This window comes from Actinoplanes lobatus (genome assembly GCF_014205215.1).
GTDB lineage: Bacteria > Actinomycetota > Actinomycetes > Mycobacteriales > Micromonosporaceae > Actinoplanes > Actinoplanes lobatus.
The window spans coordinates 541,414-558,391 of the sequence record NZ_JACHNC010000001.1 but is presented as its reverse complement, the minus strand read 5'-3'; the positions used below and the strand labels follow the sequence as shown (position 1 = coordinate 558,391).

General features: G+C 72.1%; 14 protein-coding genes. 7 read left to right on the top strand and 7 right to left on the bottom strand.

Features of this window, described 5'->3' with window-relative positions; genetic code table 11:
- The first annotated feature begins 52 nt into the window (after positions 1-52).
- Positions 53-1,723 (top strand): sulfatase-like hydrolase/transferase, encoded by a 1,671-nt coding sequence (locus BJ964_RS02430; protein ID WP_188119136.1) that lies wholly within the window; start codon positions 53-55, stop codon positions 1,721-1,723.
- Between the two features lie 64 nt (positions 1,724-1,787).
- Here the strand turns inward: BJ964_RS02430 and BJ964_RS02425 are convergent, their stop codons facing one another.
- A complete protein-coding gene (locus BJ964_RS02425) occupies positions 1,788-2,759 on the bottom strand; it encodes an Acg family FMN-binding oxidoreductase (RefSeq protein ID WP_188119135.1) in 972 nt (323 codons plus the stop codon).
- A 60-nt stretch (positions 2,760-2,819) separates the two neighbouring features.
- On the opposite strand from BJ964_RS02425, the gene BJ964_RS02420 reads away from it, so the two are divergent.
- Both BJ964_RS02420 and BJ964_RS02415 read left to right on the top strand, forming a co-directional pair.
- The gene (locus BJ964_RS02420; protein ID WP_188119134.1) at positions 2,820-3,359 is read left to right on the top strand and encodes a GNAT family N-acetyltransferase; all 540 of its coding nucleotides are present in this window, start codon (positions 2,820-2,822) and stop codon (positions 3,357-3,359) included.
- A gap of 10 nt (positions 3,360-3,369) precedes the next feature.
- Positions 3,370-4,047, top strand: a complete 678-nt coding sequence (locus BJ964_RS02415; RefSeq protein WP_188119133.1) for an adenosylcobinamide amidohydrolase — start codon at positions 3,370-3,372, stop codon at positions 4,045-4,047.
- 11 nt (positions 4,048-4,058) lie between these two features.
- Here BJ964_RS02415 and BJ964_RS02410 read toward each other — a convergent pair whose 3' ends face one another.
- On the bottom strand, positions 4,059-4,493 hold the full coding sequence (locus tag BJ964_RS02410; protein ID WP_188119132.1) for a hypothetical protein: 435 nt from the start codon (positions 4,491-4,493) through the stop codon (positions 4,059-4,061).
- A 127-nt stretch (positions 4,494-4,620) separates the two neighbouring features.
- Between BJ964_RS02410 and BJ964_RS02405 the strand changes: the two genes are divergently transcribed.
- The 4 genes from BJ964_RS02405 (at position 4,621) to BJ964_RS02390 (ending at position 9,512) form a co-directional block, all read left to right on the top strand.
- Positions 4,621-5,598, top strand: a complete 978-nt coding sequence (locus tag BJ964_RS02405) for a class I SAM-dependent methyltransferase (RefSeq protein ID WP_188119131.1) — start codon at positions 4,621-4,623, stop codon at positions 5,596-5,598.
- 207 nt (positions 5,599-5,805) lie between these two features.
- Complete coding sequence (locus BJ964_RS02400) at positions 5,806-6,315, top strand: FBP domain-containing protein (RefSeq protein WP_188119130.1); 510 nt, start codon at positions 5,806-5,808, stop codon at positions 6,313-6,315.
- 72 nt (positions 6,316-6,387) lie between these two features.
- Positions 6,388-8,043: an FAD-dependent oxidoreductase gene (locus BJ964_RS02395; protein WP_188119129.1), complete on the top strand. Its 1,656-nt coding sequence runs from the start codon at positions 6,388-6,390 to the stop codon at positions 8,041-8,043.
- A gap of 2 nt (positions 8,044-8,045) precedes the next feature.
- Complete coding sequence (locus BJ964_RS02390; protein WP_188119128.1) at positions 8,046-9,512, top strand: ATP-binding protein; 1,467 nt, start codon at positions 8,046-8,048, stop codon at positions 9,510-9,512.
- A 46-nt stretch (positions 9,513-9,558) separates the two neighbouring features.
- On the opposite strand, the gene BJ964_RS02385 is transcribed toward BJ964_RS02390, so the two are convergent.
- From BJ964_RS02385 to BJ964_RS02365, 5 genes are all read right to left on the bottom strand, one after another.
- The gene (locus tag BJ964_RS02385) at positions 9,559-11,127 is read right to left on the bottom strand and encodes a glucuronyl esterase domain-containing protein (protein ID WP_229806689.1); all 1,569 of its coding nucleotides are present in this window, start codon (positions 11,125-11,127) and stop codon (positions 9,559-9,561) included.
- Between the two features lie 201 nt (positions 11,128-11,328).
- Positions 11,329-12,003 (bottom strand): hypothetical protein, encoded by a 675-nt coding sequence (locus BJ964_RS02380; RefSeq protein WP_188119127.1) that lies wholly within the window; start codon positions 12,001-12,003, stop codon positions 11,329-11,331.
- 32 nt (positions 12,004-12,035) lie between these two features.
- Positions 12,036-13,349, bottom strand: a complete 1,314-nt coding sequence (locus BJ964_RS02375; RefSeq protein WP_188119126.1) for an MFS transporter — start codon at positions 13,347-13,349, stop codon at positions 12,036-12,038.
- Between the two features lie 75 nt (positions 13,350-13,424).
- Positions 13,425-15,188, bottom strand: coding sequence for a S9 family peptidase (locus BJ964_RS02370; RefSeq protein WP_188119125.1), 1,764 nt, complete (start codon positions 15,186-15,188; stop codon positions 13,425-13,427).
- Positions 15,189-15,204: 16 nt separating this feature from the next.
- Positions 15,205-16,971, bottom strand: a complete 1,767-nt coding sequence (locus tag BJ964_RS02365; protein ID WP_188119124.1) for an N-acetylglutaminylglutamine amidotransferase — start codon at positions 16,969-16,971, stop codon at positions 15,205-15,207.
- Between the last annotated feature and the right edge of the window lie 7 nt (positions 16,972-16,978).

Below are 16,978 nucleotides of genomic sequence, written 5' to 3'. Positions count from 1 at the left end.
CTGATTTAACCCGCGTCGAACCGGACCCGGGGGCCTGGCGTATGAAGAGAGCGTGAGCCCAACGAAGCCGTACCGCCGGATCATCCGGCACCTGACCACGGGATTCGCCGCCGTGCTGGTGTTCCTGGCGTTGATCGTGCCGGACCAGATCTTCCGGCTGCCGCCCGGCAACTCGGTCTTCACCGCGCTCCTGCGAGTTCCGGTCGAGGCGCTGATCGCCGGGGCACTCCTGCTCCTGCTTCCGGATCGGGGGCGCCTCGGCCGGTCCCGCCGCCCGCTCGCCGCCGGGCTCGGCGTCACCCTCGGGCTGCTGACCGTGGTCAAGTTGATCGACATCGGCTTCTTCGCGTTGCTGGCGCGCCGCTTCGACCCGGCCCTCGACTGGATCCTGTTCGACGACGGCTACACCGTGCTGGCCGACTCGATCGGCCGGGGCGCCGGCATCGCCGTCGCGATCGGCCTGGTGCTCCTCTCGATCGGGCTGGTGGCCACCATGACCTGGGCGGTGCTGCGGCTGAGCGGCATCCTCCAGAACCACCGCGCCTGGGCCTGGCGGGGCCTGGGCGCGGTGGGCGCCGCCTGGATCGCCCTGACCGCCATGAGCTTCCAGCTGATCGGCGGCATCCCGGTCGCCTCGCACACCGCCGCCGACCTGGCCGCGCACACCGCGCTCGCGCTGCCCAACGACCTGGCCGACCGGAAACGGTTCGCCGGGGAGGTGAAGGCGGACGCGTACGCGGACCGGCCGGCCGACAGCATGCTGACCGCCCTGCGCGACAAGGACGTGATCCTCTCGTTCGTGGAGAGCTACGGCCGCAACGCGCTGGAGGACCCCCGCTACAACACGGCCGTGCTGAACAGCCTCGCGGCCAACGGCGAGAAGCTGGCGGCGGCCGGGTTCTCCGCACGCAGCGGCTGGCTCTCCTCGTCCACCGCGGGCGGCGGCAGCTGGCTGGCCCACTCCACCTTCCAGTCCGGGCTGTGGATCGACAACGAGCGCCGCTACCGCAGCCTGGTCGCCACCGACCGGCTCACCCTCACCCGGGCCTTCCGCGACGCCGGGCACCGGACCGTCGGCATCGAGCCCGGGCACACCTTCGCCTGGCCGGAGGGCGACTTCTACGGGTACCAGCAGCTCTACGACTCACGGAACGTCGGCTACCAGGGACCCTCGTTCAGCTGGTCCCGGATGCCCGACCAGTACGTGCTCTCCGCCTTCAACCGGCTGGAGTACTCCCGGGCCGACCGGGGCCGGATGTTCGCCGAGATCACCCTGACCTCCAGCCACACCCCGTGGACGCCGGTGCCCGGCATGCTCGACTGGGACGCGATCGGCGACGGCCGCGTCTACGGCCCGTCGGCGGCCGCCGCGCCGAGCCCGGAGAGCCTGTGGAAGGACGAGAGCCGGGTCCGTACCGAGTACGCCCGCTCGATCGCCTACTCGATCGACACCCTGCTCGGCTTCCTCACCGAGTACGCCGGCGACGACACCGTGATGATCTTCCTGGGTGACCACCCGCCGGCCCCGCTCGTCGCCGGGACCAGCGGCAACCGCGACGTCCCGGTCACCATCGTCGCCAAGGACCCGAAGGTTCTCGACCGGATCGCCTCCTGGGGCTGGGAGGACGGCGTCAAACCCGGCCCGGCCGCCCCCATCTGGCGGATGGACACCTTCCGGGACCGTTTCCTGGCCGCCTTCGGACCCGAGGGCGACCCCCACTGACCACTCCTCCCGCCCTGAACCGGCCGGTTCCCCCTCGGGGGAGCCGGCCGGTTCGCTCACCGGGTCAGCCGGGCACGATGTCGATGATCTGGCCGGCCGGCAGCCGGGGCGTCCTCGGTGGCGCGGAATGCGCCGGATCCAGGGTGCCCAGCCGCATCGCGAGGTAGGGGAAACCGACGTCGCCGAGCATCCGGCGCAGCGTCCGCCGGGTGTACGCGATCTCCACCGGGCCGCTCAACGGCAGCAGGTTGACCGCCTGCTCGGTCGCGGCCAGCCACAGCGCGCTCAGCGCCTCCCCGGCGCGCAGCCAGTCCTCCGGGCTGTCGCCGTCGCCGTACAGCACCGCGTACGTCGCCGCCCGGTCGTGCCCGTCACCGGCCGCCAGCGTGCCCTTGGTCCCGAAGTCACGCTCGGCGACCGTGGTGAGCGGCACCTCCTCGGGCAGCGCCGAGGCCGGGATCCCGGTCCCCTCGGCGCGCTCGCCGCCCACCCAGGCCGCCGTCTCCGCCACCAGCCGGCCGTCGGCGGACTCCGCGTGCTGCGCCCGGTCCACCGCCACGGCCAGCGCGATCACCTGGTCGCGGCCGAGCACGTGCAGCCGGCCACCGGCCTCCTCGGTGATCTTCACGAGGTGGCGCAGGGTGTCCGCGGGCAGCCGCTCGTCGGTCACCGTCCGCCGGTCGGTACGCCGGACCTGGAGCATCTGGAAGTGCCTGGTCGCCTCCGGTCGCACCGGCACCTGCCGGACCGGCCGGACGACCGCCAGCGGCTCGTCGGCCGAATACTCCACCTCGTGGCTCCAGCCCTCGGCGTCCAGCGCCACCCGGGCGTGATGCAGCGCTGTCCCGCAGCTCAGCAGCAGCATCCGGCCGGAGGGGTCCTGCTCGTGCAACTGGCGCTCGGCCACTCCGTACAGTTCGAGGGCGCCGTCCCGGACCACCCAGCGCCACGGCTGCGTGTTGTGGATCGACGGGGCGAACCGGCCGGCGTCCGCCGCCTGCACCAGCGCCCGCTTGACCTCGTCGGCGTGTCTCATACCTCTATCGTGCGTGCCCCGGTCGGCCGCCGGTAAGGGCTTTGGGCCTAGGCTGCCCCCGTGTTCTCGATCGAACTCACCGAAGGCGCCGAACTGCGCCCCCTCGAACCCTGGCAGGCCGCCGAGTTCCTCGCCCACATGGACCGGGCCCGGGCCACCGTCGACCCGTGGATCCCGTGGGCCAGCGTCAGCACCGACCTGGCCAGCGCGACCGCCACCCTCCAGCGGTACGCCGACAACACCGCCCGCGACACCCAGCGGCTGTACGGCATCTGGCTCGACGGGACCCTGGTCGGCGGCACCATGTTCGTGGCCTTCGACGCCAAGAGCGGCAACTGCGAGGTCGGCTGCTGGCTGGAACCGGCCGCCACCGGGCGCGGGCTGATCACCCGGGCGGTACGCGTGCTGATCGACTGGGCGTTCCGGACCCGCGGCATGCACCGGGTCGAGTGGCACTGCAACCCGGCCAACACCGACAGCTCCAACGTGGCCCGCCGTCTCGGGATGACGCGGGAGGCGCTGCTGCGGCAGTCGTACCCCTGGCAGGGCGTCCGCAACGACACCGAGATCTGGGCGATCCTCGCCACCGAGTGGGAATAGGGTGAAGAGGATGTTCGCGGAACCGTCCCTCACCCATCGCCAGGAGGACGGCCTGGACGTGCCGATGCTGCTCTGGCGATTCCCGCAGCCGCTGCTCGCCGCCTCCAGCGCGGTCCTCGGCGGCGGCGCCGGGCCGCGTGAGTGGCTGGTCAACGCGTCCGTCGCGATGTCCTACGCCCGGCCCGACCCGGACGTGCACCTGGCCGGTCTGGCCGCCGGTCTCGGGCTCACCGGACCCGGCATCGGCCTGCTCACCGGTGTCGACGTGGCCGACGTGGTGGCCGCCGACGACGACGGCGTGCAGGTCTACGCGACCGTCGGCCTGGGTGCCCCGATCCAGGCGGCCGACCCCGAGGCGACCGGTTTCGGCCACCGACCCGGCACGATCAACATCGTCGCCTGGGTGCCGCAGCGGCTCGCCGACGGCGCCCTGATCAACATGGTCGCCACGGCCACCGAGGCGAAGGTGCAGGCACTCGCCGAACTCGGGCTGGCCGCCACCGGCACCGCCACCGACGCGGTCTGCGTGCTCTGCCCGCTGGACGGGCCGTCGGCCGCCTACGGTGGCCCGCGTTCCCGGTGGGGCGCGCCGCTGGCCCGCGCCGTACACCGCGCGGTCCTCGACGGCGGCGCCACCAACCTCGCCACCGGCCGCTCCTGGTCGGGCCGGGTCGCGTCACGGACGTAGAGGGGCTCCCGTCACGGACGGAGGACGCCGCTGTCGATCAGGATCCGCCGGCCCTCGCCGTCCCGGAGGAACTCCACGAACGCGGCGGCCTCCGCGCCGGCCCCGTCCACGAGCACGACCCGCAACGGCCCGATGGTCTCGACCTCGCCGCCGGGCACGGCGACCGGCTCGTCGGTCACGACCACCTCGGCCGATTCGTCCTCACCTGGCGCCACCAGCACCTCGATGCTCGGATTCTGCGCCTCGAAACCCTGCTCGACCGCCGGGAAGTCCTTCGCCAGCGACTCCGCCACGGCCACCCGCAGCTCGACCAGGCCGGCCTGCGGCCCACTGCCCGGATCCACCGGCCCGGCCGGCCCCGACCCGTCGTTCGACCCGGATCCGACGCCCGCGCAGCCACCCGTGGCCAGAACGCCGGCGATCAGTACGACAATCAGTCCTCGCATACGGTGTTCGACCACCCGATCGACGGGTAGGTTCCGTACGCCGGTGGTGTGCGGTGACAAATTGGCACAAAGAGTGCAGCCGTTCTGACGTTGCATACGTCACACCCGCACCGGCATGCTGAGGAGCGTGCCGGAACGCATCGCCGAAGTCACCGCCCTGCTCGCCGAGGTGCTGGCGCCGCGTGCCCCGCTCACCGTGATCGTCGACGGCGGCGATCCCGGCGCCGCGGCCGCGTTCGCCGCCCGCCTGGCCGCCGCCTTCCCGTCCACCGCCCGCGCCTGGAACATCGACGCCGTCCTCGGCCTGACCGGCCCCGGCGGCGGCATGTTCGACTCCGCGCTCAACGTCCTCGAACCCGCCACCGACCAGGTCCTGGTCTTCCTCCGCGGCGGCCCGCGCCACCGGTTCGCCGAGGGCGACGGCGAGCGCCGTGCCCAGGTGGTGATCGACCACCGCGACCCGGAGTGGCCGGTGATCCGCCACCTGCACCCGGACCTGGCCGACCCCGACCGGTGGTACCTGTCGGAGAGCCAGGCGTTCTTCGCCGCCCGCGCCGCCGGCTGGGACGCCAAGTTCGGCGACGACATGCCCCGCTATGCCGAGGCCGTCCGCCGGGCCGGCGTCCGCCCCGGCCACGTCGTGCTGGACATCGGCTGCGGCACCGGCCGGGCGTTGCCGGCACTGTCCGCGGCCGCCGGCCCCACCGGCCGGGTGCTGGGCCTCGACTTCACCCCCGGCATGCTGGAGGCGGCCCGCAAAGCCGGCCGCGACGACGACGCCACGCTCGTCCTGGCCGACGCCCGCCGCCTACCGGTCGCCGAGGCCTCCACCGACGTGATCTTCGCGGCCGGCCTGGTCCACCACCTCCCGGACCCGCTGGCCGGCCTTGCCGAGCTGGCCCGCATCACCCGCCCCGGCGGCGTCCTGGCGATCTTCCACCCCACCGGCCGCGCCCAGCTGGCCGCCCGCCACGGCCGCACGCTGCGCCCCGGCGAACCCATGAGCGAGGAGTGCCTCGGCCCCCTGCTCGCCGGTTCCGGCTGGCGCCTGCGCAGCTACGAGGACGTCCCGGACCGCTTCCTGGCCCTGGCCGACCGCCTCTGACCAGGCATTCCATTTCCGGTACGGGCTACGCCGCCCCCGCCGAACGGCCGGCCCGGCCACCGATCTCAGCCCGGCGGGCGCGGCACGGGCTGGACCACGCAGCTCCTCGCGTGGAGCGGGCGGGACGGCCGGGATTCGGCGGGGGCGGCGCGTCCCGTACCGGAAATGGGGTGAGGCGAAGCATGGTGTTGGGTTAGCTTCGCGGGCATGTTGGCACTCGGTGAGAGGGAGATTCGCAGCTCCTTCGTGAATTGCAGCAAGGGCGAGGCGAGCCGGATCAAGATGCCGCCGGGGTTGTCGGACGACAGCATCCCCTGGAACGACCTGGACTTTCTCGGCTGGACCGATCCGGGGGCGCCGATGCGTGCGCTGCTCGTGGTGCCGGGGGAGGACGGGCCGACCGGGATCGTGCTGCGCCGGCCGGAGGCGATGCGGGCCAGTGCGACGCGGTCGAGCATGTGCCGGGTCTGTCTGACCGATCACGCCGCGTCGGGGGTGTCGCTGTTCGTGGCGCCGCTGGCCGGGGCGGCGGGGCGCAACGGCAACAGCGTGGGGGAGTACCTCTGCTCGGATCTGGCCTGCTCGCTCTATCTGCGGGGCAAGCGGCAGCCGAGGATGCGGCTGGTCCGCCGGGAGGAGACGCTCACGCTGAGCGAGCGGATCGACCGGGCGATGGCCAACCTGACCGCCTTCACCACGCGGGTTGCCGCCGGCTGACGGTCACCTGAGGGCCGCCGGGCATGGAAGGCTGTTGGGGGAGCCGCTGAACACGAGAGCTGAGGACCACACATGGGCCAAGCCGCGATCCTCACGGTCGACGACGACCCGTCGGTGTCCCGCGCCATCGCGCGCGACCTGCGCCGCCGCTACGGCGACCGGTACCGGATCGTTCGCGCGTCGTCCGGCGCCGAGGCGCTCGAGGTGCTGCGTGAGCTGAAGCTGCGCGGCGGCCGGGTGGCGGTGGTGCTGGCCGACTACCGGATGCCGCAGATGAACGGCATCGAGTTCCTCGAGGAGGCGATGGACCTCTTCCCGTTGGCCCGGCGGGCACTGCTCACGGCGTACGCGGACACCGACGCCGCGATCCAGGCGATCAACGTGGTGGACGTCGACCACTACCTGCTCAAGCCGTGGGACCCGCCGGAGGAGAAGCTCTACCCGGTGCTGGACTCGCTGCTCGACGCCTGGCAGGCCACCGCTGACCGGGAGCTGCCGGACATCCGGGTGGTCGGGCACCGGTGGAGTGAGCCGTCCTTCCAGATCCGTGACTTCCTGGCGCGCAACCTGGTGCCGTACCGGTATTTCGGCGCCGACGAGCCGGAGGGCCGCCGCCTGCTGGAGGCCGCGGAGGCCGGGCCGGAGGCGGTGCCGCTGGTGGTGACCGCGGACGGGCGGGCCCTGTCCCGGCCGACCGTGCAGGAGGTGGCCCGGGCGGCCGGCCTGTCCACCGACCCGGGCCGCGACTTCTACGACCTGATCATCGTGGGTGGCGGGCCGGCCGGGCTCGGCGCCGCGGTGTACGGCGGCTCCGAGGGCCTCAAGACGCTTCTGATCGAGCGGCAGGCGGTCGGCGGCCAGGCAGGGCAGAGCTCCCGGATCGAGAACTACCTCGGCTTCCCGGACGGGATCTCCGGCGCCCAGCTCACCGACCGGGCGCGCCGCCAGGCCGACAAGTTCGCGGCCGAGACGCTGACCACCCGGGAGGTGGTGGCGCTCCGGGCGGACGGGTCCGCGCGGACCCTCACGTTCGCCGACGGCGGGGAGGTCTCCGCGCACGCCGTGCTGCTCGCCACCGGGGTCTCGTACCGTCCGCTGCTGGCCGACGGGGTCGCCGATCTGACCGGTTCGGGCGTGTTCTACGGGTCGGCGGCCACCGAGGGGCCGGCTTGCGCCGGCACCGACGTCTACATCGTCGGCGGCGCCAATTCGGCCGGTCAGGCCGCGTTGTTCTTCTCGAGGTACGCGCGCCGCGTAACCCTCCTGGTGCGCGGCGACTCGCTCGAGGCGTCCATGTCGTACTACCTGATCCAGCAGCTCGCCCAGGTGGAGAACATCGAGGTGCGCACCCGCTGCGAGGTGATCGGGGCGCAGGGCGCCGGCCACCTCCAGGCGATCACCGTCTGCGACAGCAAGAACGGTACGAAGGCGACCGTCGAGTGCGGATACCTGTTCGTGTTCATCGGCGCGGAACCCCGGACCGACTGGCTCGGCGACACGGTGCTGCGCGACGACCGGGGCTTCATCCGTACCGGGCCGGATCTGCTCGTCGGCGGGGAGCGCCCGCGGGGATGGGATCGCGACCGGGATCCGTTCTATCTGGAGAGCAGTGTCCCCGGCATCTTCGCGGCCGGCGACGTCCGGGTCGGTTCGGTGAAACGGGTGGCCTCGGCGGTCGGCGAGGGAGCGATGGCGGTCGCGCTGGTCCACCGCTACCTGGAGGCGTAGTCATGTCCGACGTCGAGGAGATCCGGCTCGAGCCCTGCGAACCGGGGGTTCTCACCCCGGCCGACCTGAGGACACTGTTCCTGTTCGAGAAGCTGACCGATGAGCAGCTCGGCTGGCTGGCCACGCACGGTTGCACCATGCGGGTCCCGGCGGGTGGCCTGGTGATTCGTGAGGGCGACCCGGCCGAGGCGTTCTTCGTGCTGCTCAGCGGCACGATCGCGCTGACCCGGCGGGTCGGTGAGGACGAGGTCACCACGATCCGGACCGAGCAGCGCGGCGTCTACATGGGCGCCACCCAGGCGTACCTTCGTGACGACGGTGTGCCCCGCAGCTACATGGCGTCGATGCGGGCGCTCTCCGACAGCGAGTTCTTCATGGTGTCGTCGGCCGACTTCGGGTGGCTCATGCGGGAGTGGTTCCCGATGGCGATCCACCTGCTCGAAGGCCTGGCGCTGGGGATGCGCAGCTCGCAGGCCGCGATCGGGGAGCGGCAGCGGCTGGCCGCCCTCGGCGCGCTCTCGGCCGGTCTCATGCACGAGCTGAACAATCCGGCGGCCGCCGCCGCCCGGGCCACCAGCGCGCTGCGCCAGCGGGTCGCCGCCATGCGGATGAAACTCGGCAAGCTGGCGGCCGGCAAGGTGGCCCCGGACCGGCTCACCGCACTCCTGGAGTTGCAGGAGGAGGTGATCGAGCGGGCCGCCAAGTCACCCACGCTGACCGCGATGCAGACCGCCGACCTGGAGGACGCGCTCGGCGAGTGGATGGACGAGCGGAACATCACCGGCGGCTGGGATGTGGCCCCGGTCTTCGCCCAGGGCGGCATCGACACCGCGTGCCTCACCGAGCTGGAGTCCCGGCTCGCCTCGCCGGAGCTGCTCGACCAGGCGATCCACTGGATCGGGTACGCGCTGGAGACCGAGCAGCTGATGAGCGACATCGAGGACGCCACCGGCCGGGTGTCGTCGCTGGTGCACTCGGCGAAGCAGTACTCGCACCTGGACCGGGCCGCACACCAGTGGATCGACGTGCACGTCGGCCTGGAGAGCACGCTGGTCATGCTGGCCCACAAGATCGGCGACGAGGTTCGGGTGGTGAAGGAGTACGACCGGGAGCTGCCGCAGATCCCGGCCCACCCGGCCGAGCTGAACCAGGTGTGGACCAACCTGATCGACAACGCGGTCCAGGCCATGTCCGGGGTGGGCACGTTGACGATCCGGACGTTCCGGGAGGACGACCGGCTCGTGGTGTCGGTCGGGGACACCGGCCCGGGGGTGCCGCCGGAGATCCGTAAGCGGGTCTTCGAGCCGTTCTTCACCACCAAGCCGGTCGGCGAGGGCACCGGGCTGGGCCTGGACATCTCCTACCGGATCGTGGTCAACGGGCACGGCGGCGACATCTCGGTGGAGTCGCGGCCGGGTGACACGAGGTTCCTGGTCCGGCTGCCGTTCGCCGAACCCGCGTCGAGCTGAGGCACCCGGGGGCGGCCACCCCGTCGACGGCCGCCCCCGGCACCCCTCAGGCGATCAGGCAGGAGATCGCCGGCCAGGTCCAGTTGCCGTTGTGCATCACGGTGAAGCCGAACGAGTTGCCGCTGCCGTTCGGCCGTGCGGTCAGCACCGTGTTGTTGTTGCTCAGGGTCGTCGCCGCGTTCCAGCTGTTCTGGAAGTACTGCGGGGACTGGGCGGTGACCGTGACGACCCAGTTGCTGCTGCCCGAGACGTTGACCGTGAGGTTGAAGCGGTCGGCCCACTGCTGTCCCTGCACGTAGCTGGTCGAGCAGGTGCCCGGCGCCGACGGCGAGGTGGATGGCGAGGTCGACGGTGAGGTCGGAGTGGTGCCGCCGCTCAGGTCGGGGGTCGTCCAGTCGCGCCACTCGGCCAGGTTTCCGGCGGCGCGGCTGGAGATCCGCATGACGCCCGCCGCGCTACCGGTCTTGAGCAGGAACTTCTGGATGTTCTGCCGGAGCGGCTCACGCCACTCGGCCCGGTTGGCGCAGTGGCTGCCGTCCTGTACGTCGGACCAGTAGGTGATGTTCCCACCCGCCCCGAGCGCCTTGTAGACCTCCGCCCCGGCCAGTGCGGCCACGCTCGCCGACCGGGGACCGAGGTTGGCGATGTGCGGGTTGTCCATGATGAACAGCCCGCGTGGCGCGATCATCGCCACCGTCTCGTGGGTGTCCACCGGCAGCCGGGTGGGACTGCCGGTGAACGATCCGAACGCGTCGCCGAGCCACGGCTGCTCGCCGTACGCGCTGCTCAGGCTCTGGGCGCCCTCGCCGGGGACGCCGCGCAGGATCGGCACGCCGCCGGTGCCCGACTCGATCGGCATGGTGAGGGCGATCCGCTGGTCGAAGGCGCCGGTCACGAACGTGCCCTTGCCGAACCGGGAGCAGCCGGTGACCCCGGTGGCGTCGCCGCGCAGGATCGAGCCGCCGGACTGCTCCAGCACGTCGATGATCCGGCTGACGCCCCACGCCCAGGCCACCAGCAGGCCGGTGGTGCTGTTCGAGCCGTAGACGCTGTAGAAGGCGCCCTGCTTGCCGGCGCGGCCGGTGCCCTCCTTGCCCACCGCGTACGGGTCGTACTTGATCACCGCGGCGCCGGCGGCCTTGATGGTGGCGGTGTCCGCGCCGAACCCGCCCAGCACCACCACCGCGGGGAACGGTCCGGTGCCGCTGGGCAGCTCGACTCCGGCCGAGAAGGAGGCGCTGCGGCCGTTGTGGCTGACGTTCACCGTGATGGCCGACGCCGAGACGGTGCCGGTGACGCTCGACGGCTTGGCCGGTTTCTCGCCGTAGACGAACTTCTCGGCCAGCTTCTTGATCTCGTTGCGCTGGCAGCGCCAGTCGGCCTGCGAGGTGATGCGGGTGCCGTTCAGCCGTGTGAACGGGTCCGGCAGCCGGGTCACGGTGGGCAGCGAGCCGGTGTCCGGCAGCGCCGGGGCGGGGCAGCTCACGCCCTCGTCCTCGACTCCGGCCGCGGCGGCGCGGGACTCGGTCGCCGCGGTCACGCCGACGGCCGTGGCGAGGGCCGCCAACAGGGCGATGGCCGTTCTCCTGAGCAGTGGGGGCGGGGACGGGCGCACGGGGATTCCTCCTGGGGCGGGGAACGGGAACCCCGGCGCGGACGTGGGGATGCCGGCCGGAACCGGGGCCGAAGCCATCGACGGAGGTGACGCTTGTCGATGGGCTGAGTATTCGACCCCGGTCCCTTGGTGTCAACAACTATCGGTAACGTAACGGTAATAAGAAAGAGCTAATTAGCAGCTCACATGCCATTCGGACGTCTACTCGGTCGACCTGTTGCTGCCAGTTTCCGAAAGTTCCGGCCCCTCTTCGTCGACCTGGGTGGGAGCCGGCTGCGGCTCCTCCTCCGCCGGCGTGGTCGCCGTCGGCTCGGCCGGCGTGGGCTCGGTCGTGCCCTCGCGCGACGGCGTGTTCGCGGTGGAGGGCGCGGCGGGATCCGCCGACGGTGGCGTAACCATCTCCGGCTCCACGCCGGAGTCCTCGCTCACGTTCTGGAACAGGATGGTCGGGGTGCCGGTGTCCCGCCCGTTCGTCACATCCGCCGCCGACCGCCCCGCGAACAATTCCGCGGTGGTCAGCGTGCCCATCCCGAGCGCGAAGAACGCGGCGGCCGCCAGCCCCACCCGTTTCCAGTGGATCCGCCGGCGCTCCTCGCCGGACGGCGGCTCCTCGGCGGCCTCGACCGACGGCGTGCCGGCCGCCGCCGGTGCGACCGTGAAGGCCGACCGCACCTGTCTCGCCCCCCGGTCGATGAACCGGTGATAGATCTCTGTGCCGATCGAGCTGATCAGGGCCGCCACCGCGGCTCCGATCAGGGTGCCGGCGACTCCCAGGAAGGAGCCGGCCACGGCGGCGGAGACGGCCGCGAGGGTGCCGGCGACGGTCTTCGGAATGTCGATGCCGGACCAGAAACGGCCCTGTGCCTGTTCGGACATGTCCTTTGGATCCTCTGCGCTGGACTCCCGGGTCAGCTCTTCGCCTTAACCCCCCGGTCCGCCGCCAAACCCCGCCGCTCCGCCAGCACCGTCCACAGCGGGGGGACCACGATGCCCTCGTGGCGCCGGGCCAACCGGCGGGTCCGCAGAATGCCTGCCACGCCCACGGCCGCCACCAGGAACTGCACCGACATCGCGACCTTGAAATCGTCGATGTGATAGTCGTTACCGCCGCCGGTGCGGGCGTCCAGGATCAGCCCGATCAGCTGGATGGTGATCAGCGACGCCACGAAGCCGCCCACGTTCACCACCCCGGTGGCGGTGCCCAGCCGGCTCGGCGGGTTGAAGCTGCGCGCGAAGTCGAACCCGATCATCGAACCCGGCCCGCCCAGGCCCAGCGCCACCACGAGCAGGACCAGCACCGGCAGCGGCGCCCGCCCCGGCCACGCGATGACCAGCGCCCAGGCGCCCATGTTGGCGGCCACGATCCCGAGCACCAGCTGGGAGCGGCGCAGCGGGTGCCGCTGGGTAAGCAGGCCCAGCATCGGCCCGGCCGCCATGCCGGTCACCACGAAGACGGTCAGCAGCACGCCCGCGGTGGCCCGGCTCAGACCCTCCCCGGCGATCAGGAACGGCACGCCCCACATCAGCGCGAACACCGTGCCGGTGAACTGGGTGGTGAAATGCGCCCACAGGCCCAGCCGGGTGCCCGGGTGCCGCCAGGAGCTGCCCAGGTCGGTGCCGAGCCGCTGCCAGCTCATCGCGCCGCCGCTGTTGATCCGCCGCTCCGGGGTGTCCCGCAGCGCGATCAGCACGGCGATCGCCACGAACAGGCCGGCGCCGGCGGCGCCCAGGAAGCCGGTGGTCCAACCCGCGCCGGCCAGCACGGCGGCCAGCGGCACGGCGGACAGCACCTGACCGATCTGGCCCATGATCCCGGTGAGCTGGGTGAGGACCGGCACCCGCCGGGCCGGGAACCAGTGCGGCACCAGGCGCAGCACGCTGATGAAGGTCATCGCGTCGCCGGCGCCGACCAGCACCCGGGCGGTGATCGCGCCGCTCAGCCCGTCGGTGAACGCCATCAGGGTCTGCCCGGCGGCCATCACGAGCGCACCGGACAGCACCAGCCTCAGTGATCCGAAACGGTCCAGCAGGAGCCCGACCGGGATCTGCAAACTGGCGTAGACGAGCAACTGGACGACGGCGAACACGGCCAGCGCGCCCGCGCCGACGCCGAAACGCTCCTGCGCGTCGAGCCCGGCCACCCCGATCGAGCTGCGGTGCAGGACGGCGACGATGTACGCGGCCAGCCCGGCGGCCCACACCGCCCAGGGACGCAGGTGCATGGGCGGCCTTCCGCTGGTGGAGGTAACGTGCCCTCCCACCCTTCTCCCTTACCGGCCTCCCCGGCAACGTGATCCCTAGCTCAGGTGGGACTCCAGCCAGTCCAGGGTGACCCGCAGGAACTCGGCCCGCGCGGAGCGGTGCAGCAGTTCGTGGCCCTCGCCGGGAAAGAGCAGATAGCGGTGCGGGTGCCCGCGTTCGGTGAGCGACGCCACCACCCGCTCGGCCTCGATCACCGGCACGTTGCTGTCGTTCTCGCCGTGCACGATCAGCAGCGGGGCGCGCAGCCGGTCCAGCCGGTGCAGCGGGGACAGGTCACGCAACAGGCCGGCGTCGTGCACCGGATGGCCGTACTTGCTCACCGCGGCCGCCGCGATCCACGGCTCGGTGTGCCGGTAGAAGCTATCGAAATCGGACATCCCGCAGATGTCGACGCCGACCGTGAACAGGTCCGGGAAGGCGGTCAGGGCGGCCAGCGTCAGGTAGCCGCCATAGGAACGGCCCATGATCCCGACCCGCCCGGCGATCCCGGACTCCCGCAGGAACGTCACGCACGACCGGACGTCCTCGATCGCGTCGTAGCGGCGGGCGCCGTTGTCCGCCTCGACGAACGCGCGCCCGAAACCGGACGATCCGCGCACGTTCGGGGCGAACACCGCGATGCCCCGCGCCACCAGCGACTGGAACAGCGGGCCGTGCCCGGGCCGCTCCTGCGCCTCCGGACCGCCGTGAAACCACAGCACGGTCGGGTGCGGGCCCGGCGTACCGGGCCGGAAGAGCCACCCGGTGAGGGTGAGCCCGTCGTGCGCGGTGACCACCTCGAGCGTCGGGCGGACCGCCTCGGGCGAGGCCGGCGCCGCCGAGACCGCACGCACCTCGCCGGTCTCCCGCCGCCAGACCCAGACGCCGTGCGGCTGACCGGGCCCCTCCGCCGTGAAGGAGAGCGTGGCCGCGTCGAAACTCCACGCCAGGCCGCTGACCACCGGGCCGGGCAGCGGCGACACCGGCTTCGGGCCGCGATCGCCGTCGTGGTCCAGGTCGATCAGCGCGGCCTCCGACTCGCCGCCCCGGACGTTGAACAACACCGCGGCGGTACGCCCGTCGGCGGTGATCGTGAAGTCCTCCACCTCGCCACCCGAGGCCAGGACCTCCACGGCGTCACCGGCTATGCGGATCAGTGCCGGGAACTCGCCGTCCTGGCTGAGCGCGTAGACGCACCCGCCGCCCGGGCTGAACACCGCCTTCTCGCCCCGGGTGACCGGCTTCCCGGTGCCGGTGGACAGGTCGCGCAGCACGATCTCGCGGGCGCCGCGCGGCCCGTACCGCAGAAGCGCGAAGCGCCCGGCCGGGTCCACGTCCAGAAGCTGGAGAAGGTCGCCTCGCGCGACCGTCGTTCTGGTCCCCGCGGTCACGTCGATCAGGATCGCGCTGGTCAGGTTCTCGGTGAGGGCCAGCACCGGGCGGCCCGGCAGCCAGCGCATGTCGTCCGCCGTGTCGTCGCCGAAGCCGGCGACCTGATGCAGGTCGGAGCCGTCCGGCCGGACCAGCCAGACCTCCTGCCGGGGCGCGCCGCCCGGGGCGGTCTGGCAGGCCAGCCAGCCGCCGCCGGACGACCAGGCGACCGCCGACACCGGCTCCGGGCCGGTGTCGACGCGGAAGGCCAGCTCACTGCCGACCGGCTGTACCCAGACCGCCGGCGCGCCACCCCGGTCGGAGACGTACGCCATGTGCCGCCCGTCCGGTGACAGGGTGGGCGACCAGTTCCCGGCGATCTCCGGCTCGACGCGGTTCCAGCCCGCGGGCAGCACGGTCACGTCGACACGGTGGAGCTGACCCGTCATCTGGATTCCCCTGTTCCTAATCGAGCATTGTCTGCAGCCACATCTCCAGCAGCGCGAGCTGCCACAACTGATTCGCCCCGAGCGTGGTGCGCGGGGTGTTCGGGTCGGCGAGCAGCGCCGACACGTACTCCGGCCGGAACAGCGCCCGCTCCCGGGCGGCCGGCGCGTGCAGCGCGTCCCGGACCATGTCGAGCACCGGGCCCTCCAGGTGCCGGATGCCGGGCACCGGGAAGTAGCCTTTCGGCCGGTCGACAACCGCGTCGGGCACCAGCCCGCGGGCCGCCTCCTTGAGCACTCCCTTGCCGTCGTGGGCCAGTTTCAGCTCGGGCGGGCAGGCCGCCGCGAGCTCGACCAGTTCGTGATCCAGGAACGGTACGCGGGCCTCCAGCCCCCACGCCATAGTCATGTTGTCGACCCGTTTGACCGGATCGTCGACGAGCATCACCTGCGAGTCGAGCCGGAGCGCCGCGTCGACCGCGGTGGGTGCCCCGGGCCGGCCGAAGCTCTCCGCCACGAACTCCCGCGCCAGGTCCACATCGACCGTCCAGGCGGGGTTGAGCTGCCGGGACAGCTCGGCGTGCGTGCGGTCGAAGAACTCCTTCGCGTACGCCTCGACGGCCTGTTCCCGGGGCACGCCGGCGAGGGGCGGGTACCAGCTGTAGCCGGCGAAGATCTCATCGGCACCCTGCCCAGATTGCACCACCTTGACATGCTTTGCAACGTCTTCACTGAGCAGGTTGAAGGCGATGCAGTCGTGGCTCACCATCGGCTCGCTCATCGCGCCGACGGTCCGCTCCACGGCCGGCAGGAACCGCTCATGACCGATCCTGATCTGGTGGTGAGTGGTCTGGAAATGCTTGGCCACGATGTCCGAGAACTCGAACTCGTCCCCGCTCTCCCCGCCGCCGGCCTCGAACCCGATGCTGAACGTGGTCAGCCCCGCCTGCCCCCGCTCGGCCAGCAGCGCCACGATGAGGCTGGAGTCCAGCCCGCCGGAGAGCAGCACCCCGACCGGCACGTCGGCGACCATCCGCCGCTCCACCGCCTGCCGCAGCTTCTCCCGGACCGCCGCGGCCCAGTCGGCCTTCGCCAACCGCCGGGTGAAGGACGCCTCCCAATACACCCGCTCGGTGGACGTCCCGTCCGCCCGGATCACCCGGACCGTGGCCGGCGGCAGCTTGCGGACCCCGGCCAGGATCGTCCGCGGTGCCGGCACCACCGAATGGAACGTCATGTAGTGCTGCAACGCCACCCGGTCGAGGGTGGTGTCCACATCGCCCGCGGCGAGCAGCGCGGGCAGCGTGGAGGCGAACCGCAGCCGCCCCGGCGCCTCGGCCAGATAGAGCGGCTTGATCCCGAGCCGGTCGCGGGCCAGCGTCACGGTCCCGCTGTCGTGCTCCACCAGGGCGAAGGCGAACATCCCCAGAAAGCGGGTGACGCAGTCGGCGCCCCACCGGTGGTACGCCTTGAGGATGACCTCGGTGTCCGAGCCGGAGAAGAACGTGTAGCCCTCCTTCTCCAGCTCCTCGCGCAGCTCCCGGTAGTTGTAGACGCAGCCGTTGAAGACCACGGTGAGGCCCAGCCGGTCATCGGTCATCGGCTGGGCGCCGGCCTCCGACAGGTCGATGATCTTCAGTCGCTGGTGACCGAGAGCGATCCGTGGTTGCGTCCACATCCCGTGGCCGTCCGGGCCGCGGGACTCCAGACAGGGCAGCATCCGCCGGACCGCCTCGGTGTCCGCGGGCCGGTCGCCGTAGCGGATCTCGCCGGCGATTCCACACATGAGATAC